General features: G+C 74.2%; 17 protein-coding genes. 6 read left to right on the top strand and 11 right to left on the bottom strand.

Annotation, left to right across the window (positions count from 1 at the left end):
- Positions 1-402: 402 nt before the first annotated feature.
- Together B056_RS0104370 and B056_RS0104365 are read right to left on the bottom strand one after the other, a co-directional pair.
- Positions 403-1971, bottom strand: coding sequence for an ABC transporter substrate-binding protein (locus B056_RS0104370; protein ID WP_076784632.1), 1569 nt, complete (start codon positions 1969-1971; stop codon positions 403-405).
- A gap of 91 nt (positions 1972-2062) precedes the next feature.
- Positions 2063-2923: an SDR family NAD(P)-dependent oxidoreductase gene (locus tag B056_RS0104365; protein ID WP_026239314.1), complete on the bottom strand. Its 861-nt coding sequence runs from the start codon at positions 2921-2923 to the stop codon at positions 2063-2065.
- A 464-nt stretch (positions 2924-3387) separates the two neighbouring features.
- Between B056_RS0104365 and B056_RS0104360 the strand changes: the two genes are divergently transcribed.
- The gene (locus tag B056_RS0104360; RefSeq protein WP_195905826.1) at positions 3388-3609 is read left to right on the top strand and encodes a hypothetical protein; all 222 of its coding nucleotides are present in this window, start codon (positions 3388-3390) and stop codon (positions 3607-3609) included.
- Positions 3610-4158: 549 nt separating this feature from the next.
- Here B056_RS0104360 and larC read toward each other — a convergent pair.
- Together larC and B056_RS0104350 are read right to left on the bottom strand one after the other, a co-directional pair.
- Positions 4159-5460, bottom strand: a complete 1302-nt coding sequence (gene larC / locus B056_RS35080) for a nickel pincer cofactor biosynthesis protein LarC (protein ID WP_018500687.1) — start codon at positions 5458-5460, stop codon at positions 4159-4161.
- A gap of 56 nt (positions 5461-5516) precedes the next feature.
- Complete coding sequence (locus tag B056_RS0104350; protein ID WP_026239312.1) at positions 5517-6356, bottom strand: aminotransferase class IV family protein; 840 nt, start codon at positions 6354-6356, stop codon at positions 5517-5519.
- Between the two features lie 294 nt (positions 6357-6650).
- Here B056_RS0104350 and B056_RS0104345 point away from each other — a divergent pair, with 294 nt between their 5' ends.
- Entirely contained in the window at positions 6651-9161 is a 2511-nt protein-coding gene (locus B056_RS0104345) for a PAS domain-containing protein (RefSeq protein WP_026239311.1), read from the top strand.
- Positions 9162-9220: 59 nt separating this feature from the next.
- Here the strand turns inward: B056_RS0104345 and B056_RS0104340 are convergent, their stop codons facing one another.
- The 4 genes from B056_RS0104340 to B056_RS0104325 all read right to left on the bottom strand — a co-directional run bounded on the left by B056_RS0104340 (position 9221) and on the right by B056_RS0104325 (position 12256).
- Positions 9221-10018, bottom strand: coding sequence for an anti-sigma factor (locus tag B056_RS0104340; protein ID WP_018500684.1), 798 nt, complete (start codon positions 10016-10018; stop codon positions 9221-9223).
- Positions 10015-10626 (bottom strand): sigma-70 family RNA polymerase sigma factor, encoded by a 612-nt coding sequence (locus B056_RS0104335; protein ID WP_018500683.1) that lies wholly within the window; start codon positions 10624-10626, stop codon positions 10015-10017. Before B056_RS0104335 ends, B056_RS0104340 begins: the two co-directional genes overlap by 4 nt.
- Positions 10627-10767: 141 nt before the next feature.
- The gene (locus B056_RS0104330; protein ID WP_018500682.1) at positions 10768-11451 is read right to left on the bottom strand and encodes a hypothetical protein; all 684 of its coding nucleotides are present in this window, start codon (positions 11449-11451) and stop codon (positions 10768-10770) included.
- A 328-nt stretch (positions 11452-11779) separates the two neighbouring features.
- The gene (locus B056_RS0104325) at positions 11780-12256 is read right to left on the bottom strand and encodes a MarR family winged helix-turn-helix transcriptional regulator (protein WP_018500681.1); all 477 of its coding nucleotides are present in this window, start codon (positions 12254-12256) and stop codon (positions 11780-11782) included.
- A 191-nt stretch (positions 12257-12447) separates the two neighbouring features.
- Here B056_RS0104325 and B056_RS0104320 point away from each other — a divergent pair, with 191 nt between their 5' ends.
- A complete protein-coding gene (locus B056_RS0104320; RefSeq protein ID WP_026239310.1) occupies positions 12448-13968 on the top strand; it encodes an MFS transporter in 1521 nt (506 codons plus the stop codon).
- Positions 13969-14138: 170 nt separating this feature from the next.
- Positions 14139-15728: an FMN-binding glutamate synthase family protein gene (locus tag B056_RS0104315; RefSeq protein ID WP_018500679.1), complete on the top strand. Its 1590-nt coding sequence runs from the start codon at positions 14139-14141 to the stop codon at positions 15726-15728.
- 50 nt (positions 15729-15778) lie between these two features.
- Here the strand turns inward: B056_RS0104315 and B056_RS0104310 are convergent, their stop codons facing one another.
- On the bottom strand, positions 15779-16696 hold the full coding sequence (locus tag B056_RS0104310) for an alpha/beta hydrolase (protein WP_018500678.1): 918 nt from the start codon (positions 16694-16696) through the stop codon (positions 15779-15781).
- Between the two features lie 118 nt (positions 16697-16814).
- A complete protein-coding gene (locus B056_RS35075; RefSeq protein ID WP_018500677.1) occupies positions 16815-17504 on the bottom strand; it encodes a DUF3710 domain-containing protein in 690 nt (229 codons plus the stop codon).
- Between the two features lie 275 nt (positions 17505-17779).
- Here B056_RS35075 and B056_RS0104300 point away from each other — a divergent pair, with 275 nt between their 5' ends.
- On the top strand, positions 17780-18220 hold the full coding sequence (locus B056_RS0104300) for a cold-shock protein (protein WP_026239309.1): 441 nt from the start codon (positions 17780-17782) through the stop codon (positions 18218-18220).
- A 73-nt stretch (positions 18221-18293) separates the two neighbouring features.
- Here B056_RS0104300 and B056_RS0104295 read toward each other — a convergent pair whose 3' ends face one another.
- On the bottom strand, positions 18294-19967 hold the full coding sequence (locus tag B056_RS0104295; RefSeq protein ID WP_018500675.1) for a GGDEF domain-containing protein: 1674 nt from the start codon (positions 19965-19967) through the stop codon (positions 18294-18296).
- A 274-nt stretch (positions 19968-20241) separates the two neighbouring features.
- On the opposite strand from B056_RS0104295, the gene nagA reads away from it, so the two are divergent.
- Positions 20242-21432: an N-acetylglucosamine-6-phosphate deacetylase gene (nagA, locus tag B056_RS0104290; RefSeq protein ID WP_018500674.1), complete on the top strand. Its 1191-nt coding sequence runs from the start codon at positions 20242-20244 to the stop codon at positions 21430-21432.
- Positions 21433-21467 lie beyond the last annotated feature (35 nt).

Here is a 21467-nt window from a genome sequence, read left to right as displayed (position 1 = left end):
CTCGGGGTCGTGAAACCGATCAGGGTGTCCGCGCCGAGCTCGGTCAGCCTGCGGACGAGCGCGGAACTGCCGATACCCGAGTCGGTGTACACGAGGCCGAGGTTCACCTGGTCGGGCGTGACACCGGGGCTGTCACAGACCGCCTCCGGCCGGTTCGGCTCGTGCCGGGCCCCCGGCGCCGTACAGCCGGCCAGGGCGGCCACGACGATGACCCGACCACCGTGACCCGGTGGCGTGACGAGCGGTCCGACGAACGCATACGACCCTCCGCGGACGGCTGCCGACGAGTCCGGTGGGGCGGCAGAACCGCGCACCCCACCGGACATCCTTCCGTCGTCCGGGAGTTTTGTCCGATTCAGATCGTGATGGTCTGATCGGGATGCCGTCGCGGGACGGCGTGCGCTACTTCCTGATCCACAGCTTCTCGGGCAGCAGTGAACCGGCGCCGTACTGCACGAGGCCGCCGACGTCCTTACCGGCGATGACGGCAGGCGCCGACCGGGTGAGGAAGACGGCCGGCACCGTCGCGGTCAACCGCGCCTGTGCCGCGTCGTAGGCCGCCTTCCGCTCCTCGGTCGAGGTGGCGGTCCGGCCGGCCAGCAGACTCCGGTCGAGTTCCGGGTCCACGAGGCCGGACATGTTCGCCGGGGAGTTCCCGGTGAAGTTCGCCAACAGTCGCGGCTCGGGGTCCTGGAAGGCCGCGGCTGACACGATCGCGTCGAAGTCGTGGGTGGTGCGCATCGCGCCGACCTGCGAGTAGTCGACGACCGCGACCTGCACCTTGACGTTCTTGAAGCTGCCGAGCTGGGCCTGGACGTTCTCCGCGATCAACTTGTTCTCAGTGGATGGATAGGTGGAGAACGTGAAGGAGACCGGCTTTCCCTCGGCGGCCAGTTCGTCGAAGAGTTTCTGTGCCTTCGCCCGGTCCACGGTGGCCAGCGGCTTGTCCGAGTAGAAGGGCGAGCTCTTGGCGAACAGCGTGTCCGCGACCTGGCCTTCGCCGTTGTAGACGGCGAGGTTCAGCGCGTCGATGTCGAGTGCCGCGGCGACCGCCTGACGGGCGCGAACGTCGCCGAACGGCTCCCGGCGCGTGTTCAGGGCGATGAAGTAGCCGCCGCTGAGCGGCAGGAGGTCTGTCGGCAGGCCCGCTTTCTCGGCCTTGTTCAGGTTGGTCCAGTCCGTTTCGATGACAACGTCGGCGCCACCACTGGTCAGGGTGTTGTAACGCTGGTCGGAATCGAGTACCGCGCGCATCGTGATGCCGTCGAGGTAGGGCTTGGGAGCATCCCAGTAGCGGGGATTCTTGACGAGCCTGATCTCGGCCTGTCTGCTCCAACTCTGCAGGGTGAAGGGACCGGCGCCGACCGGGCTCTCGTCGAAGGCCTGCGGGCCCTTCCGCAGGGCCGCGGGCGAACCGATCCAGTTCATCCCCGAGCCGACGACCGCCTGCGCGTACGCCGTCACGGGAGCGGCCAGCGTGACCTTCAGCGTGACGTCGTCGACCACCTCGGTCGAGGCGACCATCGCCGCCTCCGCCGCGCTGGGCGATGCGGTGGCGGGGTCCCTGAGGCGGTCCCAGTTGAACTTCACCGCCGCGGCGTCGAGCGGCGTGCCGTCGGAGAACACGAGATTCGGCCGCAGCTTCAGCGCGAAGGTCTTGCCTTCGTCGGTCGTGGCGAAGGACTCGGCCATCGAGTACTCGACCTTGCCCGCCTCGTCCGTGGTCATCAGGGTGCCGTACAGGGCGTTACCCAGAACGGCGGTGATCGCCGCCTGGTTGCCGAGGGAGGCCGGGTCAAGGCTACGCGGATCGCTCAGGATGAGCATCTGGGCGGTCCCTCCGGCCACCGGCTCACCAGAGGGACCCGCGGTTCCCGCGGACGGGCCGGAATCGCCGTTTCCGCAGGCCCCCAGGACGAGGGCGGCGCAGCAGGCGACAGCTACGCCGAGTAATCGGTTCTTACGCGTCATCAGCGACCTCTCGTTGTCTTCCGGGCAGGAGGGAGGCAGGAGTTCGTTCTTGTGGGAGTCGACGGACCCGGCCGACCGGGCCTGTTCGGTTTCAGGTGGTGATCGCGGGCTGGTCGTCCAGTTCGATCCCGAGTTCGGCGAGTTCACGTTCGGCCCAGAACAGCCGGCCGGTGTATTCCATGGGGTCGGCGCACGAGGCGAAGTAGGCCAGCATGCGGGCGGGGACCTCCATCGGCACCGCCACGGTGTCGTCGAGGCCGGCCTCCTTGACNCGGATGGCNNNNAGCTCGGTGGCCACCAGGCCCGGGTGCATGCCGATCACCGCGATGCCCTTGCGGGCGAGCTCGGGGGCCAGTACGTTGCCGAGTCGGTCGAGGGCCCGCTTGCTGNAGTAGTANCCGGGCACGGCCAGGCTGAACNCNCCGATGTTCTCGAGCTTGGGAAGCTCCTCCGGCTGGCGGAAGACCTCGCCGCTGCCGGTGCTGAGNTTGATGATGCGCCCGCCGCCGCGGCTCTCCATAATCGGCGTCACCAACTGAATGAGCGTGAAGGGCGCGTGGAGGTTGACGTCGAACTGGTAGAGCCAGTCCTCGCGCGTGAGCTCCAGAAATCTCTTGGACCAGATGTCGCCGGNGGTGGCCGCCGCGTTGTTGATGAGCACGTCGACGCCACCGAACCGCTCGACGGCGGCGTCGACCAGGTTCTGGAGATCGGCCGGGTTGGCCAGGTCGGTCTGGACGGCGATCGCGCTGCCGCCCAGGTTCTCGATCTCCGTCAGTGCCTCGTTCAGGGTGCCGGGCAGCGTCCGGTCCGGCTCGACCGTCCGCGCGGCGAGGACCAGGTTCGCGCCGCGGCGGGCGAACGACTGGGCCGCCTGCCGGCCGATCCCCCGGCTGGCCCCCGTGATGATCACGACCTTGCCGGTTAAGTCGAGTTCCTTGTGTCGCTGCATCGCCATAAGGCCTCCACCCATTTGACCAGTGTTCAAATGGAGGGTAGCACAGCGTCACCTGGGTGCCTCGCGACCAAAAATTATGAACAATTGCTAGCTTAGTGCTACTATTTGACTGCCAAAAGTGAAGGATCGAGTGGGTGGTTCGGAGAGTGGGCCCGGGTGGGTGGTGGCCGGCCTGCCTCGGCGCCTGCCGCTCGGGCGGCCCCGGTGGGCGCTCCCGGCGTCCCGAGCGTGCCGTCCTCGACGCTGTGGCCCACGGGGGCGTACCGTCGGGTACAGCGGACTGCCAGCACGATCACGTCCGGTGTCAGCACATCCCGGGTAAGCCGGGGCTAATGGACGGATGGTGTGGCAATGAACCCCCAGGCCAGGCTCGGGTACACCCCGGGCAGAGCGTCAACCGCCCGCGTGGCGGACCCTGCGAGCTGCCTGTCTCCCCCTGCCGTTGCATACTTGCGGTGATGAGTCAGTCAGCGGTGCCCAGACGCCATCTGCCCACCAGTCCGTTCAAGGCTCCCGTGATCCCGCCGTGTCCTCAGTTCGCTGAGGGCGACCGGGTCGTGCACGACGCGTACGGGCTCGGCCGGGTCACCCGGGTCGAGGGTACGGCCGCCGTCCTCGTCGACTTCGGGTCCCGGCAGGAACGCATACCGAGCCCGTTCGAGGGGATGTCCCACCTCTGAGGCCGGGCGGGCGCGAACCGGCGCCGGCCCGCCGCGGGATCCGACCCGCGCGCCACAACCAGGCGGCCCCGAAGGGACACGTCGCCGCCGCGGGGCGAACTCGCCCCGCGGCGACGCCCCATGATCTTTCTCTGCCCGTCTCGCCGTTCGTCACGGCGACCCCATCCGAAAGCGTGACCTCTCATCGACACGATCTCGCTCCCTCTCTTCTCGGCAGCGGAGCCGGTACGGCCGCTGCGTCGGCAGGCGCCGCCGCCGCCGACGAACCACCCCTTCCACGCGCCGGACTTCGGACGGTTCGCCCCGGCGGCGCCGGAGGACCTGGACCTGGAGCCCACCGCTCCCGCTCCCGTCCCCGCCGCCATGCGGACGCGGTCCTACGACGGCCCGCGCACCCGGCCGGCCCGCCGCCGGCCCACCCAGCCCCGCCAGCACGGAACCTCGGGCCAGCACCGCTGAGACCAGCGTGACGAGACCCGCCTGAACTGACGCCCCGCCCGGATCGCCGCCTTCGTGACCGGCGACCGGGCCGGGCGAGCCGCGGGGACGTCAGCCCGGCTGACCCGGTCGGCCCGGACCGTGTGCCTCGGGGCGCTCTACCGTCGGAAACCCGTTCCCGGGATCCGCGGGGAAGTGGGCCCGCGCGGCCTCCGCCCGGGCCAGGTCCAGCACCACCTTCGGGGGCAGTCCCGCCGCCGCCGCCACCGCGACCACGTCGTCGTACTCCACCGAGGCGTTGACGACGGCACCGCGCGACGAGGCCACCTTCACCCGCACCTGCCCACCCGCCACCGCCACCCGCAGCTCCCGGCGGGCCAGCGCGGACTTCGTCACCGTGTGCTCGCGGACCCCGATCGACGTCGTGTGACTGAAGATCACCTGCCGCAGCCGGTCGGCCGCGGCGGGTTCGCACAGCACCGACAGGACGTGCGCGGGTCGGCCCTTCTTCATCAGAATCGGGGTCAGCCAGGCGTCCGCCGCGCCGCCGGCGAGCAGCGCCCGCAGCGTCGACGGCCACAGCCGCGGGTCCAGGTCGTCGACGTTCGTCTCCAGCACGACGCTGTCGCCGTGGCGGGCCCCGTGCGCCGTCGCCGGCCCGGCCAGGTCGGCCCGGCCGACGACCAGCCGGGTCACGTTCGGATGCCCGTCGAGATCCCGCCCGCCGGCACCCAGCCCGATCGACGTGGTGCGCATGAGCGGCATCGGACCGAACTCCTCGGCCAGCGTCACGGCGAGCGCCACCCCGGTCGGCGTCGCCAGCTCGGTCTCCACCGGGCCGCCCGCGGCCGGGGCCCCGGCCGCCCGCAGCAGCTCCAGCACGGCCGGCCCGGGCAGCGGGATGGCCCCGTGCGCCGCGCTGATCCGCCCGCCGCCCAGCGAGATCGGGCTGCACACGAGCCGGTCGATCCCGAGCGCGTGCAGACCGGCGACGGCGCCGACGACGTCCGCCAGGCTGTCGAGCGCGCCGACCTCGTGGAAGTGCACCTGCTCGACCGGGCGGCCGTGCACCCGCGCCTCGGCGGCCCCCAGCGCCCGGAACACGTCCGCGGCCCGGGTCCGCACCACCGGGTCGAGGTCGGCGGCGTCCAGCAGCCCGAGGATGTCGCCGAGCCCACGGGCGTGCGGGCTCGGCGCGCACCGCACCAGCACCTGGGACGCCCGCAGCCCCCCGCGCTGCACGGTCCGCGCGTCGAGGCGCACCTCGTCGGGCAGGCGCAGCGCCGCGACGGCGGCCCGCAGCACGGCCAGGTCGACCCCGGCGTCCAGACAGGCACCGAGGAGCATGTCGCCGCTGATGCCGCCGGTCGCGTCGAGCCAGCCGACGACCCCGGTGGACGTGTTGCCCGTCATGCCGCAATCATCGCCGCCCGGGCCCGCCGGGTGGCCCGGCACCCACCGACGGTCGGTCAGATCTCCTCCCAGGGCACCGAGGCGTAGACGCGGCGCAGCGCGGCCAGGACCTCCTGGTCCACCGGGATCGGCGTCGTGTCGATGCGGTCGACCGGCACGATCCCGCGGGCGTTGGCGACGAACGCCGCCCCGAAACGGCCGACGTCCGCCAGCCGCACCGGCTCCCGCCGGGACTCCAGGAGCGGGGCGGTGGCGGCCGCGGGCCGCATCCGCTGGTCGAGCAGCGTCATGGTGACGCCGACCAGTGCCGGGCCGTCCGGCCAGATCACCCGGCCCGGCGCCGCGGTGACGAAACCGATGTTGGCGACGGTGGTCTCACAGACCAGGCCGTCGCCGGTGACGAGCAGCGCGTCGTCGAAGCCGCGCCCGCGGGCCAGCCGGCCGAAGTGGATCTGCCCGAAGCTGCCGACGTGCTTGATGTGCGGGAACGGCCGCTGGTAGCGCAGCGAGCACAGCCGCAGCGGGCCGGCCGCGGGCTCGGCCGGCGGGCCGATCGAGACCAGGAGCGAGACCGGCCCCGTCCCGGTGGGGAAGACCACCGTCCGCACGGTCGCGTCCCCGCTCTCCGCCGGGCCGTGCGGAGCCGGGGTGGTCGCCAGCGCGTGCCGGATCCGGTCGCGGACCAGGCCGCCGTCCAGGTAGGTGCCGTAGAGCTCCTGGTTGGCGCGGTCCAGCCGCCGCAGGTGCAGCGCCAGCCCGCGGACCCGGCCGGCCCGGACCTGCATCGTCGTGAGGTGGCCGTCGTTGGCCAGGGCGAGGTGGCGCAGGTCGTCCACGCCCGCGGGGTGGCCGTCGACCTCGACGTGCGTCAGGGGTGTCGTGTCCACGCAACCCACGGTAGCGATCTCCTCGCGGCGGATCGGCCTTTCGGGGGCCGCCGCCGGGATCCGTCGACGGCCCCCGGCCCGGAGCCGGGGATTGCGCCGGCAGCCGCCGAAGTCGTTGCGGATACAGGGCCGCGACCGGTGAAACGGTGCCCCGGATGAGGGCCGACGAAGAGCTCCGGGGAGGATGTCGTTCCGGCAGCGGCGGTCACCGGCACCGCGTACGGTGTCAGTCCTAGGAAGATCTCCCGTGCCCCCGGCCGGGGCGCGGGCGATGATCGCAGCCGTGATGGATGGGGGCCGTCGGTGACGTCCGAGACAAGTCATGCCGACCCGACGACCCGGCCCTGGTCACGCGGCGGGCCGGGCCGGGCGGTGGCCGCGGAGACGTCCGCGGCGAACCTCCTCGACAGCCTGAGCGAGGTGGTGTTCCGCACCGACGCGGAGGGCCGCTGGACCTACCTGAACCGGGCCTGGACCACCCTGACCGGCTACGACGTCGGCCCGAGCCTGGGCGCGCGCTTCCTCGACTACGTCCACCCCGACGAGGTCGAGTACACCACCGCGCTGTTCATGGGCGTGGTGCGCGGCGGCACCGACCACTGCCACCACGAGACCCGCTACCGCACCCGCCACGGCGGCTACCGGCGGGTCCAGATCCGCGCCAACGTGCTGCGCGGCCCGTCCGGTGAGGTGCTCGGCAACACCGGCACGATCCTCGACGTCACCGACTCCCGGCTCGGCGCCGAGGTGGTCGGGGAACACGCCACGCTGCTGGAGCTGGTCACCGCCGGCACCGACCCCGAGGAGCTGCCGACGGGCGTCGCCGTCTACGACCGCGACCTGCGGCTGCGCCGCGGCTCGCCGGTCGTCGACCGCCTGGTCGGCGCGCAGCTGCACCCCGGTGACCCGCTCGACCGGCTGGTCGAGCTGCTGCGTCCCGCGGACTGGCGGGCGCGTTCCCTCGGTGGCGACTGGGGTCTGGTCGGGCTCGCCCTGCGCACCCGCCGGGCGCAGCTCGGCGACCTCGAGCTCGCCGGTGAGCGGGGCACCGGCCGCGCGCTGCGCGCCTCGGTGATCCCGTTCGACCAGGGCGGGGAGGAGCTGGCCGCGCTCGTCCTGTCCGACATCACCGACCTGCGCCGGGCCGAGCGCCAGCAGGCCGGGCTCGCCCGGCTCGGCCAGCGCGCGCTGGCCGAGCTCGACATCCCGACCCTGCTCGCCGAGGCGGTCGACCTGGTCACCGCCACCCTGGACGTCGCCGTCTGCGACGTGATCCGCCGCGAACCACCCGACGGCGACCGGGCGGACCGTCCCGACGGCGCGGGCCTGCCGGACGGGCCCGACCGTGCCGGTCTGCCGGACGGATCCGCCACCGGTCCCGCGCTCGGGTCCGCCACCGGTCCCGCCGCCGGTCCCGCGCTCGGGTCCGCCGCCGGTTCCGCCCTGACGGCCGGTGGTGCCGACGGGCCGGGGGTCGGTGTGCCCGATCCCGGGTACCTCGCACGCCTGACCGACCCGGCGGCACCGACCGCGCCCACGCAGCTCGGGACGGGCCCGATCTACCTGACCGGCACCCTGGCGGCCGAGGCGAGCTCGCTGGTCCACCTCGCGCTCGGCGCCGACGAGCCCGTGGTGGCGAACGAGCTCGGAACCCGTCCGCACCTGCGCAGCGGGTGGTCCGACGCCGGCGGGGCGCAGGCGGCGCTCGCGGCCCGGATCGGCTCGGCCCGCGCGCCGTTCGGCGTGCTGGCCGCGGCCAGCACGCGCCCGCGCCGCTTCACCGGGGAGGAGGCCCGTTTTCTCCAGTCCGTCGCGAACATCCTCGGCGCGGCGATCGACCGGGACCGCGCCGAGCGCCACTCGCGGCAGCTCTACGAGGAGGCGCAGCGCGGCCGCGCGTGGCTGGCGGCCAGCGCGGAGATCACCGCCGGCGCGCTGGTGGCCGGCCAGTCCCAGCAGGCCCTCATGCTGCTCGCCTCGCTGGCCCGCGGTGTGACCTCGGCGGACGTCGGTGCCGTGGCACTGCCGGACGAGGCGGGCAACCTGGTCGCCACCGAGGTCGACTCCGCCCCGCACCGCCACTCCGACCCGGAGACCCTGCACGGCATCGCGCTCGCCCTCGACGCCGCGGAGAACCGCCCCGAGTTCCAGGCCGGACGTCCCGTGTACGTGGCCGACCTCGACGCGTCCGACGCCTGGAGCGGCCCGATCGCGCTGACCGGACCCGCCGACACCCGGCCGGACGGGCCGGCGGGGGAGCTCCCGGGAGCCGCGCCGACCGGTGACCTGGCGGCTGGTGACCTGACGACCGGTGACCGGGCGGCTGGCGGTCCGACGAGCGGACCCGTCGAGTCCGTGGCGCCGGGACCGGACGGCCCGCTGGCGGTGGCGCCGCCGATCCCACCCGACCCCCGGCTCCGGGAGGCGCTGGTCATACCGCTGATCGCCACGGACAAGCCGCTCGGCGCGCTGGTGCTGGGCAACAGCACCGAGGGTGTCCCGTTCGCCGGGAACGACCCCGAACTGGCCGGAGCGTTCGCGAACGACGCCGCCCTGGCCCTCCAGCTCGCCGAGGCACACCGCGAACGCGCCCGGTTCGCGGTCTTCGAGGACCGCGAGCGCATCGCCCGGGACCTGCACGATCTCGTCATCCAACGGCTGTTCGCCATCGGCCTGCATCTGCAGTCGCTGACGAGAGCCGTCGGTGACGTGACCGCGGCCCGGCTGAACGCGGCCATCAACGGACTCGACTCGACCATCGACGACATCCGTCGCACGATCTTCAAGCTCCAGCCGACACCGGTCGGCGCCTGACCCGCCGTTCGACGTCCCCGCCCGGCCCTGCCCCGGCCCGGGCTTCCGGTCTGGCCGGTCTAGCCGTGTTTGCGGCCGGCGGTCTGCTGGGCCTTGAGCGCGACGGCGCCGACGGGATCGGTGGTGGGCTGCGGTGACCCGCCGGCGGGTTCGACGGTGAGGGCGACCCGGTCGGCGTCGCCCACATTGCCGACGATCCAGTCACCGGACCTGGCGGTGCCAACTGTCATCCCGGCGGAGCGTGCTCCCCGTGGCCCGAGCAGCCACAGTTGGTAGACCTTCCCGGCGTCGAGCGGTGGCAGGTCGCGCGCGGAGACGACGGCCAGGTTGCCGGCGTTCGCCATGGTCAGCTCGCCACCGCCGGCGACCGGTGCCGAGTCGGCGACGGTGAGCGCGGAGGCCGCGAGGGCCTGGGCGTCGGCGACCTGGGCGCGGGTGTCGGCGAGCTCGGCCCGCTGGTTGACGGTGACGGTCCCCAGCGCCGCCCCCGCCGCGAGGACACCGGCGGCCACCCCGACCAGCGCGTGCCGGGCCCGCGGACGTCGACGCCGCCGGTCGGGGCCGCCCTGCCGACCGGTCTGGTCAGGTCGACCGGTGGGTGGCACGGCCCGGTCCGCGGAAACGCGCGGGCGGAACTGCGGCGTCGTTCCGATCACGGCGAGGAGGTCCGCCCGCAGGCCCGGCGGTGGCTGTTCGGTGGCGATCGCCGCGAGATGCTCCGTGGCCGCCGAGAGGTGGAAGAGCTCGTCGGCGCAGAACCCGCACTGCTCGAGGTGGGCGTCGACGAGCGCGGCCTCGGCCGGGTCGACGGCGTCCAGGGCGCGCGCGGCGACGAGAGAGTGCGCGTCGGCGGTCATGACCGGCCTCCCATGCAGTCCGACAGCCGGCTCAGCCCGTCCCGCATGCGGGTCTTGACCGTGCCGACGGGTAGTTGGAGCAGTTCGGCGACTTCGCGGTAGGTGTAGCCGGAGTAGTAGGCGAGGGTGATCGACTCGCGCTGGGTGGCCGTGAGGCCACCCAGGCAGCCGCGGATCCGCTCGTGCTCCAGCCTGGTCTCCACCTGCTCGGCGACCTGGTCGTGCGGCCGCGCGGTCGACCGGGCCGCGACCCGGACGTCCCGGGCCCGCTGGGCCTCGACGGAGCGGACCCGGTCGACCGCGCGGCGGTGGGCCATCGTCGAGACCCAGCCGGCGACGCTGCCGCGGGCCGGGTCGAACCGCGGCGCCTCCTGCCACACCCCCACGAAGACCTCCTGAGTGACCTCCTCGGCCTGCGCCGGATCACGCACGATCCGGCGCACGAGTCCGTACACGCGGGCGGCGAGCTGGTCGTAGAGGGCGCCGAAAGCGTCGGCGTCCCCGCGGGCCGTTCGGGCCAGCAGCGTCTCCGGGGACGGCCCGCGGGCGCCGTCCCCGGGACCGGGCAGGGCGCGCAGCGCCGCGGCCTGGATCTGGTCGGCTTCCATGACTCCCCATCGCGTCGTCGTCGGTGACTCGACCGGGGTTCGTCGCCGCGGGCCGCGCGGATCGGTCCCGATGCCGACATTCTCGTCTCGGTGCGAAGGGAGGCATCCCTGGGTGAGGGGAGGCGGCCGCGCCGGTGCGAACTAGGCGCGTCCCGGGTGACCGCCCGTCCCCGGTCCGTCGACACCGGCGAGACGGCCCAGGAACGTGGTGTTGTCGTAGAAGTTCTCCACCGCGAGCAGGCGCAGGTCCGGCGCGCAGCGGGCGACCGTGACGCCGAACAGTTCCATCCGCTCGCCGGTCGGCTGGTGCCCCTGGTACGGGCCGGCGAAGGTGCCCCAGTGCCGCCACTTGAAGGCGATCACGGGCGGTGGTGAGTACACCTCGAGGACCTCCCAGAAGAACCCGCCCGGGAACGCCCGGTGGAAGGTCTCGTGGGAGGACTCGAAGGTCTCCGCGGCGGCCGAGTAGTAGGGGTTCTCGCCGATGAGGACGTTGTAGCTGCCCCGCTCGGCGAGCTCGGCGCTGTCCGCCGCCGGCCCTCCGTTCATGCTGACCCGGATCCGGTCGCTGACCATGCTGACCCACTGGGCGGGGTCGCTCTTGTACGACAGCTCCATCTCGAACACCTGCACGAGCTGCTCGACGACGTCGGCGAGGGATCCGGGCGCGTGGTGGGTGGTGCGCTCCCGGGGCATCACCTCGCGGGAGAAGTGGTAGTCCGGCGGGGCCCCGTCGCGCCACCGGGCGTCCGTGGACGCGGCGATGACCGCGTCGCGGCCGCGCAGGTGCAGCGGAGGCGGGCCGGCCGTGCTGTCTTCGCTCACCGTGTCGTCCTCCGATGGTCCGATGCGTTCACCTGTTCGGGTGGGCGCGCAGTCGCCGGACGGCACAGATCCCCAGGCCGCCGAGGCAGGCCGGGGACCGCCGTTCGTGGGCGGACGATAACCGTCGGTGACGGTTGGACGGTCGGTGGGTGCCGTCAGGCCTGCGCGGTTCGAGTCTGGTCGGTTCGGATCCCGCCCGGCCTGAATCGTTGGTCGCCGGAGCAACGGCGAAGGTCCCGGCGGGACGGACGTTCGGTCCCGCCCCGCGGCACGCCCGGGCCAACCCGGGCCGGTCGGACCCCGACCCGGCTGCCCGAAGGGCGCGTGATCAACGGCCGGGGACGGAGGTGGAGCGTGGCCAGGAGCGCTGGCCGTCCTTGGTCTCGATGCTCACGTTGAGACGTTCGAGCATGGTCGCGAACAGGTGTACCTCGTCCTCCGACCAGGTGCCGACCAGGCCGCTGAGCTCACCGATGACGAAGTCGCGGTCGTCGGTGACGCGGCGGGTGCCCTCGGCGGTGATGCTCAGCTTGCGGGCGAGGCCGCCGTCGGGGTCGGGGATGCGCTCGGCCAGGCCGGCCTGCAGGACCGCGGCGGTCTGGCGGTTGACCGTGGAGACGTCGAGGGAGAAGGCCTCGGCGAGCTGGCCGATGGTCATCGGGCCCTGGGCCTCGAGGCGGCTGAGGAGGAGGTAGGCGGAGCGGTCGAGGTGACGTGTGCGCCCGCGCCGCGCGGCGCTGGGCGCGATGTGGTGCCTGGCGAGCAGCATCAGCTCCCGCTCCAGGTCGCGCAGACTGTCGTGCACCCGGGCCTCCGCTGGACGTCCGCGCGCATCGGCGGCGGCGGACCGTGATCTTTCTCCCAGTCTAGCCGGGTGACGACAGGATGTGTACGAACCATATTGCGTGTAGCATGCATATACGCAGCAGTCTGTTCGGCGTCCTGCCCTGGCGATGCCGCCGCCACGCACCACCCTCGTCGAAGCGGAGTACCGCCATGGCGCGAGTTCGCACGGACCCGGCTGAACCGGGGGTGGGCCCGGAGCCGGCCAGACCGGCCGTGCCGACCCCGCCGCGCCCGGGTCTGCTGATCGCGACGCTGGCCGTGGCGGGCATCGTGGCGTCGTTCATGCACACCCTGGTCGTGCCGATCATTCCGCAGCTCCCGCGCCTGTTGGACTCCTCGGCGTCCAACACGACCTGGGTCGTCACGATCACCCTGCTGGCCGGGGCCGTCGCGACGCCCGTCGCCGGGCGGCTCGGTGACATGTACGGCAAACGCCGGATCATGCTCGCCAGCGTGGGGCTGCTCGGCGCCGGCTCGCTGGTCTGCGCGTTGAGCACGTCGCTGCCGCAGATGGTCGTCGGCCGTGGGTTGCAGGGGCTGGCCACCGGGCTGATCCCGCTCGGGATCAGCCTCATGCGTGACGAGCTGCCGCCCGAGCGGCTCGGCTCCGCGCTCGGGCTGATGAGCTCCTCGCTCGGCATCGGCGGCGCGCTGGGTGTCCCGACCTCGGCGCTGATCGCCCAGAACTTCAACTGGCACGTGCTCTTCTGGACGGCCACCGTCCTGAGCGTGCTGGTGCTCGCCCTGCTGTGGCGGGTCGTCCCCGAGTCGCCGGTGCGCGACGTCCGCGGCCGTTTCGACGTCGTCGGCGCGCTCGGGCTCGGCGCCGGGATCACCTGCCTGCTGCTGGCGGTCTCCAAGGGCAGCGCCTGGGGCTGGACGTCCACCGCCACCCTGGGGACGGTGCTCGCCGCGCTCGCCGTGCTGGCCCTGTGGGGCCCGTGGGAGCTGCGCCACCCCTCGCCGGTGGTCGACCTGCGGGTCAGCGCCCGCCGCCAGGTGCTGATGACCAACCTGACCTCGGTCGTCGTCGGGTTCGCCATGTACGGGATGGGGCTGGTCATCCCGCAGTTCCTGCAGCTGCCCGCCGGCACCGGCTACGGGCTGGGCAAGTCGATGGTCGTCGCCGGGCTGTGCTTCGCCCCGTTCGGGGTGGTGATGATGCTCGCCTCGCCGCTGACCGCCCGGGTGTCGGCGAGGTGGGGGCCGAAGACGACGCTGGTGCTCGGTTCCGCGATCATCGGGGTCAGCTACCTGATCGGCCTGTTCCTGATGCACTCGGTGTGGCAGGTCGTGCTCCTCGCGGTGATCGGCGGGGTCGGGGTGGCGCTGGCCTACGCGTCGATGCCGTCGCTGATCATGGACGCGGTGCCGGCGACCGAGACCGCGGCGGCCAACGGCCTGAACACGCTGATGCGCTCGCTGGGCACATCGTCGTCGGCTGCCGTCGTCGGGGTGATGCTGGCCAACATGACCAGCACGTTCGACGGCCGGCAGGTCCCGTCGCTGGCCGGTTTCCACGCGGTGTTCGCCCTCGGCGCGGGCGCCGCGGTGGCCGCCGTGCTGATCGGCCTGTTCATCCCCGGCCGGGGGGCGCGGCGGACGCCCGCCCCGGCCGGTACGGCACCGCGGGAGCCGGGCCGGCCGCGCGCGCAGCTCCAGCGGAGCTGACGCCGCCGGCTGCCGGGCCGGTCGTGGGCTGCCGGTGGCCGCGCCGCCCGGACGAAGCGCGGGATACGGTCGGATACAGGCCCGCCCCGGATCCGGGCCCGGGGCGCTCGGGGCGGTGCGAACAGCTGCCGTGACCCGACGCACCGGGTCGGGGGAAGGACGCGATCGTCATGCTGCCGCTGGTCACCGTGCTGGTCCTGGCCGTCCTCACGGCGGCGGCGGTCGCCGCGGCGCTGCTGGCCGCGGCCGGCTGGTGGGCCGCCGCCGCGGTGGCCGGCGCGCTGCTGGCCCTCGCCGGCTACGACGTCGCCCAGCGCCAGCACGCCATCCTCCGTTACCACCCGGTGCTCGGGCACGCCCGGTTCCTGCTCGAGACCATCCGCCCGGAGATCCAGCAGTACTTCGTCGAGCGCAACTACGACGGCCGCCCGTTCGACCGGGCCACCCGGACGATGATCTACCAGCGGGCCAAGGGCACCCACGGTGACCAGGCGTTCGGCACCGAGCGCGACGTCAACGAGATCGGCTACGAGTACCTCCCGCACTCGACCGCGCCGGTACCGGTCGCCCCCGGCTCCGCGCCGCCACGGGTGCGCGTCGGTGGGCCGGACTGCACCCAGCCCTACGACATGGCGCTGCTCAACGTCTCGGCGATGAGCTTCGGGTCGCTGTCCGCCAACGCGGTGCTGGCGATGAACCGCGGCGCCGCGGCCGGGGGCTTCGCGCACGACACCGGCGAGGGCGGGCTCACCGAGTACCACCTGCGCCACGGCGCCGACCTGGTCTGGGAGATCGGCAGCGGCTACTTCGGCACCCGCACCCCCGACGGCGACTTCGACCCGGCCCGGTTCAAGGACGTCGCCGCGCTGCCCACTGTGCGGATGGTCGAGCTCAAACTGAGCCAGGGCGCCAAGCCCGGCCTGGGGGGCGTGCTGCCGGCGGCGAAGGTCACCGCGTCGATCGCCCGGGCCCGCGGGGTCCCCGAGGGGGTCGCCTGCATCAGCCCGTCGGCCCACCGGGTCTTCAGTACGCCGCGCGAGCTCGTCCTGTTCGTCGGGCGGATGCGCGAGCTCGCCGGCGGCAAGCCGGCGGGGTTCAAGCTGTGCGTCGGCTCGCGCCGGGAGCTGCTCGCGATCTGCCGGGCGATGGTGGAGGAGGGGATCACCCCGGACTTCATCGTGGTGGACGGCTCGGAGGGCGGCACCGGCGCGGCACCGCTGGAGTACGAGGACCACGTCGGCACCCCGCTGACGGAGGGCCTGATCACCGTGCACAACGCGCTGGTCGGGGTGGGCCTGCGGGACCGGGTCCGGATCGGGGCCGCCGGCAAGGTCGCCAGCGGGGTGGATGTCGTGAAGCGGCTCGCGCAGGGCGCGGACTACACGAACGCGGCCCGGGCGATGATGATGGCGGTCGGCTGCATCCAGGCCCAGCGCTGCCACACCAACACCTGCCCGGTCGGCGTCGCCACCCAGGACCCGCGCCGCGCCCGCGCCCTCGACGTCGCCGACAAGAGCGAACGGGTCCGCCGGTACCAGGCCGCGACGGTCGCCCAGGCGGTGCAGGTGATGGCCTCGCTCGGCTGCACCGGCCCCGGGCAGCTGCACCCGGGGATGCTGATGCGCCGGCTCACCCACACCGACACCCGCAGCTACGCCGAGCTGTACGAGTGGCTCGAACCCGGTGAGCTGCTCGCCGAGGCGCCGCGCTCGTGGGCGGCGGACTGGGCCGCCGCCGACCCCGACAGCTTCCGCCCCTGAGACCCCGTCGGCAGGGCTGGACCACTGGGGCTGGATCAGTGGGTCCGCGCTCAGCGCGGGGCGCGGTCCAGAACGCGGTCCAGGAACCGGATGATCCCCGGCAGGCGCTCGGCGAGCGGGAAGGCGCCGCCATGGCCGGCCCCCCGCAGCAGGGTGAGCTCGACCGACCCGCCGACGGCGCACAGGCCGTCCGCGAGCTGCTGCGACTGCTGGTAGGGGACGGTGCAGTCGGTGTCGCCGTGCTCGATGAGGAAGGGCGGCGGCGGGCGGTCCGGGCGTAGGTGGGACAGCGGGCTGGCCCGGCGCACCAGCTCCGGCGCGGTGGTGATCTGCGCGCCGAGGAAACGCGACTCGGGGGAGTCGGCGCGGTCGTGCGAGGCGGCGCGGGCCGGGCAGCGCGGGTTCGCCCGCAGCTGGGTGTCCATGGTCGAGAAGTCCACCGGGCCGTACAGGTCGACCACCGCCCCCACCGCGCTGGACGGTGGATCCCCGGCCGGAGACAGGTCGCCGGCCGGGGGCAGATCAACGTCCTCGGACAGCGGGTCCGCGCCGGCGGCGCCGAGCATGGCGGCGAGGTAGCCGCCGGCGGACTCGCCGATCACCCCGATCCGGGTCGGGTCGAGGCCGCGGTGGTGCGCGTTCGCCCGCAGCCAGCGCACCGCGGCCCGCACGTCGGCGACCGCCGCCGGGAACGCCGCCTCGCCGGAGAGCCGGTAGTTCACACTGGCCACCGCGTAGCCCGCGGCGGTGAGGGCGTGCGCGGTGCGGGCCATGTCCTGTTTGTCGCCGAAGGCGAACGCGCCGCCGTGGATCGCGACGACGACCGGGAGCGGGTCGCCGGCGCCGGAGGGCAGCGACAGATCGAGCCGCTGCGCGTCGGACAGCGTCGCGTAGGCCAGGTTGTGATCGGTGCGCACACCGCCGCCATCGAGGTCGAGTCGGGCCGGGGAGACGGGGACGGCGGACATGGCGCGGCCACCCCCGGTTGCATCATGCCCCGTCCGCTCCGGGTCGCCGCGAGCAGGGCCCGGCCGCGAGCAGGGCCCGGGCGGGCGCGGCACCCTGGGAGGCGGGCCCCGGGCGGGCTCAGCCCCAGGTCGACAAATTGCGGCTCAGGTCGCCGGTGAACGCCGCCGCGTACTCGTGCGTGGCACGACGGCCCTCCAGAGTCCCGGTGCCGGCTGTCAGCGGCTCGTCGGTCCACAGGTCGGCCACGGTGCCGGCTTTGGGGCGGCTGCCGGCCGGCCCGACCGGCAGCAGCGGCAGGGCCGTGCCCGCCGGCATGGCGCCGGGCCCGCGTACGACGACCAGACCGCGCAGGATGTCGTCGGCCCCGGCGGCGTCGGCCGGGGTCACGACCGCCCGCAGGAACCAGCGCGGGCCGTCGGCCCCGACCACCCGGGAACCCGGGAGCAGCAGCTCCGGGCCGTGCGGGCCGTCGCGGACCGCCGCCTCCGGGTGGCCCGCGGCCAGCTCGGCGCGCACACCGGCCCACAGCCGCCCGCTGGTCGGCGCGGCGAACACGGTCACCCGCACGGTGAGCCCGGGGGCGGTCAGGACGAGATCGGTGCCCGGCCCGGTCCGCGCGCCGCGCGCGATCCGGGCGGTCACCCCCGGCGGTACCGCGACGCGCAGCGCGCCGAGGTCGAGGATCTCGGGCGCGCCCCGCCCCGCCCCGCCGGGCCAGGCGCGCTCGGAGACGTCGAACGGGCCGGGGTGGCCCATGGCCGCCGGTGCCGGCCCGCGCGGCGGATGGCCGGATCGGTGCTCGTCCACGGAGGTTCTGCGGCGACCGAACATGCTCCCCCTCCCCAACCACCACACGCGCCGCCGGGTGGGAGCGGGCGGCACCGGGTGTGGGCGTGGCCACTGGGACGCAGTGTCACCCCGTCGCGGCGGCAGGGCAAGCCAGCCCGGCGAAAACCCGGGCCACGGCGGCGCGGGCTGCCTAAGATGGCTGGCGACTGCCACGGTTCCGCCTCGGGGTGACTGGCGGGGTGCGGTCGGCAGTGGGCCGGATCATGGGGTTTCTCAGGGGTTGTGGGTGAGTTGTGAGCACGGGTAAAGTACTCCGTTTCGATCATGTGCGCGGCTACGGGTTCCTCGCGCCCAGCGACGGCGGCGAAGATGTCTTCCTGCACGCGAACGATCTGCTCGTCGAGAAGAGCCTGGTGGTGCCGGGCGTGGTCATGGAGTTCGAGGTCGAGGAGAGCGACCGCGGCCGGAAGGCCTCGTCGGCCCGGATCCTGCGGGGCCCGGCGACCCCCCCGGTCGGCGTCCCCGCCACCGGCGCGACCACCCCGGCGCCGGTGGTTCCCCGGCACGACGACGGCGGCGACGTCCTGTGCGACGTCCTGCCGGCCGAGGAGTTCACGCAGGAGGTCACCGAGGTCCTGCTGCAGACCGAGCCGTCGCTGACCGGCGCGCAGATCCTGCACATCCGCCGTCAGCTCGCCGACGTCGCCCGCAAGTACGGGTGGGTGGAGAACTGACACCGCGGGCGGCGACCGCCGCCCGTCCGGCCGACTGAACCCGCCGCCCGGGACCTCGGCCTGGGCTCGCGGCTCAGCCGGCCATCCCGGCCTGGTCCGCGATGCCGGCCGGCCGGGAGTCGTCGATCTCCGGGGAGTAGACGACCAGGTTGCCCTTCCCCAGCCGCTTCGCCGCGTACATGGCGTGGTCGGCGTGCTGGAGCACCTCGTCGGGGCAGACCGGCCCGGCCCGGGTGCTCACGATCACCAGGCCCAGGCTGGCCCGCACCAGGTGCCGGCTGTCCTCGATGGGCACGGTGATCCGCAGCGCCGCGCGGATCCGGTCCCCGGCCGCGCGCAGCTCCTCGGCCCGCCCGCCCGCCCGGTCCGCGGCCCCGGTGTCCAGCAGGACGGCGAACTCGTCGCCGCCGAGGCGGGCCACCGTGTCGGTCGGGCCCGCGGCCCGGGCCAGCCGGTGCGCCGCCGTGCGCAGCACCCGGTCGCCGGCGGCATGACCGAGGTTGTCATTGACGATCTTGAAATCGTCCAGGTCGCAGAACAGCAGCGCCACCGGGTGGCCGGTGCGTTCGTGCCCGTCGAGGGCCGCGCGCAGCCGGCGGAAGAACAGGGTGCGGTTCGCCAGCCCGGTCAGCGGGTCGTGGAAGGCCTGGTGGTGCAGCCGGGTCCGGCTCTCCTCGTAGCGGGCCAGCAGCAGCGTGTTGTCGATCGTGGTCACGAACTGGCGGGCGAGCGCGAGCAGCATCAGCGCGAGCATGCCGATGATCTGCGGGACCGGGATGTCGGCGTGGGTGGTGATCTGGGCCGCGAGCAGGGCGCCGACGCAGCCGAGGGGCAGGTAGGGCACGGCGACGCGGGCCCAGACCCCGCGCGGGCTCCGCCGCGTTCTGATGATCATGCCGTCGTGGGGGGCGGCGGCGGCCAGCGCGGTCAGCACGCTGCCGCCGGCGAAGCCGACCAGCACGACCGCGTCCGGGCCGTCGGTGGCCTTCGCGTAGGCGTTCAGCGCGGCGCCGTCGGTCACCGCGAACAGCAGCAGCGCCGCGCTGAGCAGGCTGAGCGACCCCGAGCCCGTCGGCCGCCGGAAGATCAGGATGAAGATGACGGCGGAGAGCAGGATGAGCTTGCCCGCCCCGCCGGCCACCCCGAACGCCAGCGACGTCTGGTTGATCTGCGCCGACCGGACGAGCGGGACGACCAGGATCGCGTAGACGAGCAGCAGCAGCGATCCGACGACGAGCAGCCCGTCGAGGACGGCCTCGAGGTACCAGGCGATCCCGCCGCGTTTGTTCGTGCTGATCGGGATGGCACGGGCCCGCTCGGTGGGGAACGTCAACAGCCCGGCCAGGCCCAGGGCGTAGCCGAGCAGCGGCGCCGCGCCGGTGGCGGCGAGGTCGGGGACGGTCACCCCGCTGGCCACCATCGACACGGCCACGCCCGCCACGAAGCTCGACATGATCGCCGCCGCCTCGTACCGGCGCCATCGACGCTCGGGCCGGGGCACCCGCCGGGCGGTGATCAGGCAGCAGATCGCGGAGGCGAGCGCGGCGCCCGCCACCGCCGCCTGCGCCGCCTGCTTGCCGACCCGCTCGGGCAGCACCATCGCGACCGCCGAGGCCAGCCCGACGAAGGCCAGCCCGACGGCGGCCATCGCGCGGAACGCGCCGCGGGACACCGGACGCGCGGGCAGCCTGTCCGGCTCGGCGCGGGCGCGGGTCCCGGCCGATGTCGCTTCCCGTCCGTCCGGCATTCAGCTCCTGTCGGCGGTGCTCCGGTGACGTCCCGCCGGGTGCGCGGCCCGTCGACGGGACCGGGTCGCACGGCTTACCGGGCGAGAACTCCGTGTTTCGAGTGGACGCCCGGCGCCGGGCTTTCTCAACTCAGGACCCGCGATCCGCCCGTTACGTCGTCATCGCGCCCGCCGGACCCGCCACGCGGTGTCGCTACGGTGAGCGGGCCGCCACCCCCGCGCGCCGCCCCGGCGCCCGCCGGGCCCGCGGGGGAGGCACGCGAGGGAGGTCGGGATGACGGTTCTGGTCGGCGCCCGGGTGGTGACGCCGCACGGCGTCCTCGACCCCGGCCGGGTGCGGGTCGAGGGTGGGCTGATCGTCGAGGTCGGCTCCGTCGGCGGCCCCGAGGCCGGCCCCGTCGGCGGGGGGGCGGGCAGCGGGGACGTCGTCGACCTGGCCGGGGCCTGGCTGGTGCCCGGGTTCGTCGACCTGCACGTCCACGGCGGCGGCGGGCACGACGTCACGGCGTCACCGACGGAGCTGGCCGCGGCGGTGGCCTTCCACCGGGCGCACGGGACGACCCGCACGCTGGTCTCGCTGGTGACGGCGCCGGTGGCGCGCCTGGCCGAGCAGCTGTCGTGGGTGGCCGCGCTCGCCGCGGCCGGGCCCGGGCCCGGCGGTCATGTGGTCGGCGCGCACCTGGAGGGGCCGTTCCTCGCGTCCGCCCGCCGCGGCGCCCAGCCGGGCGGGCATCTGCGCCCGCCCGACCGCGGCGTGTTCGCCGAGCTCGCCGCGGCGGCCGCGGGCACGCTGAGGGTGATCACCCTGGCCCCGGAGCTGCCCGGAGCCACCGCGGTGATCGAGGCCGCGCTCGCCGCCGGGGTGATCGCCGCCGCCGGCCACACGGACGCCACCTACGACGAGGCCGCCGCCGGCTTCGCGGCCGGGATGACCCTCGCCACCCATCTGTTCAACGGCATGCGCCCGCTGCATCACCGCGAGCCCGGCCCGGCCGGCGCGGCACTCGACGCCGGCGTGGCCTGCGAGCTGATCAACGACGGTGTGCACGTGCACCCGGCGTTGCTGCGCCTGGTCGCCGCCGAGCCGGCCCGCCTGGTGCTGGTCACCGACGCGGTGGACGCGGCGGGCGTCGGTGACGGCGACTACCTGCTCGGCGGCCAGCCGGTCCGGGTCCGGGACGGGCAGGCCCGGCTGGCCGCCACCGGCGCGCTCGCCGGCAGCACCCTGACGATGGACCTCGCCGTGCGGCGCGCCGTCGCCGCCGGGCTCCCGCTCGAGGTGGCGGTCGCCGCCGCGGCGGCGAACCCCGCCCGGGTACTGGGCCTCGCCCACCGCTGCGGGTCGATCGCCCCCGGGCTGGACGCCGACCTGGTCGTGCTCGACGCCGATCTGCGGGTCACCCGGGTCATGGCAGCCGGCAGCTGGCTGCCCGGTCCGGCTACCCGGCCGATCGTGGCCGGATAGCCGGCGCACCGGTCAGCGCACCGGTGCGTCAGGAC

The organism is Parafrankia discariae (genome assembly GCF_000373365.1).
GTDB classification, from domain to species: domain Bacteria; phylum Actinomycetota; class Actinomycetes; order Frankiales; family Frankiaceae; genus Parafrankia; species Parafrankia discariae.
The sequence above is the reverse complement of the archived record's forward strand: the minus strand, read 5'-3'. Positions and strand labels throughout refer to the sequence as shown.

Bases quoted from the DNA above. Each gene is read 5' to 3' on its own strand.
- B056_RS0104335 (WP_018500683.1), bottom strand. From the start codon at position 10,626: ATGGAAGCCGACCAGATCCAGGCCGCGGCGCTGCGCGCCCTGCCCGGT.
- B056_RS0104310 (WP_018500678.1), bottom strand. From the start codon at position 16,696: ATGTCCGCCGTCCCCGTCTCCCCGGCCCGACTCGACCTCGATGGCGGC.
- B056_RS0104340 (WP_018500684.1), bottom strand. From the start codon at position 10,018: ATGACCGCCGACGCGCACTCTCTCGTCGCCGCGCGCGCCCTGGACGCC.
- B056_RS0104370 (WP_076784632.1), bottom strand. From the start codon at position 1,971: ATGACGCGTAAGAACCGATTACTCGGCGTAGCTGTCGCCTGCTGCGCC.
- larC (WP_018500687.1), bottom strand. From the start codon at position 5,460: ATGACGGGCAACACGTCCACCGGGGTCGTCGGCTGGCTCGACGCGACC.
- B056_RS0104320 (WP_026239310.1), top strand. From the start codon at position 12,448: ATGGCGCGAGTTCGCACGGACCCGGCTGAACCGGGGGTGGGCCCGGAG.
- B056_RS0104360 (WP_195905826.1), top strand. From the start codon at position 3,388: ATGAGTCAGTCAGCGGTGCCCAGACGCCATCTGCCCACCAGTCCGTTC.
- B056_RS0104315 (WP_018500679.1), top strand. From the start codon at position 14,139: ATGCTGCCGCTGGTCACCGTGCTGGTCCTGGCCGTCCTCACGGCGGCG.
- nagA (WP_018500674.1), top strand. From the start codon at position 20,242: ATGACGGTTCTGGTCGGCGCCCGGGTGGTGACGCCGCACGGCGTCCTC.
- B056_RS0104295 (WP_018500675.1), bottom strand. From the start codon at position 19,967: ATGCCGGACGGACGGGAAGCGACATCGGCCGGGACCCGCGCCCGCGCC.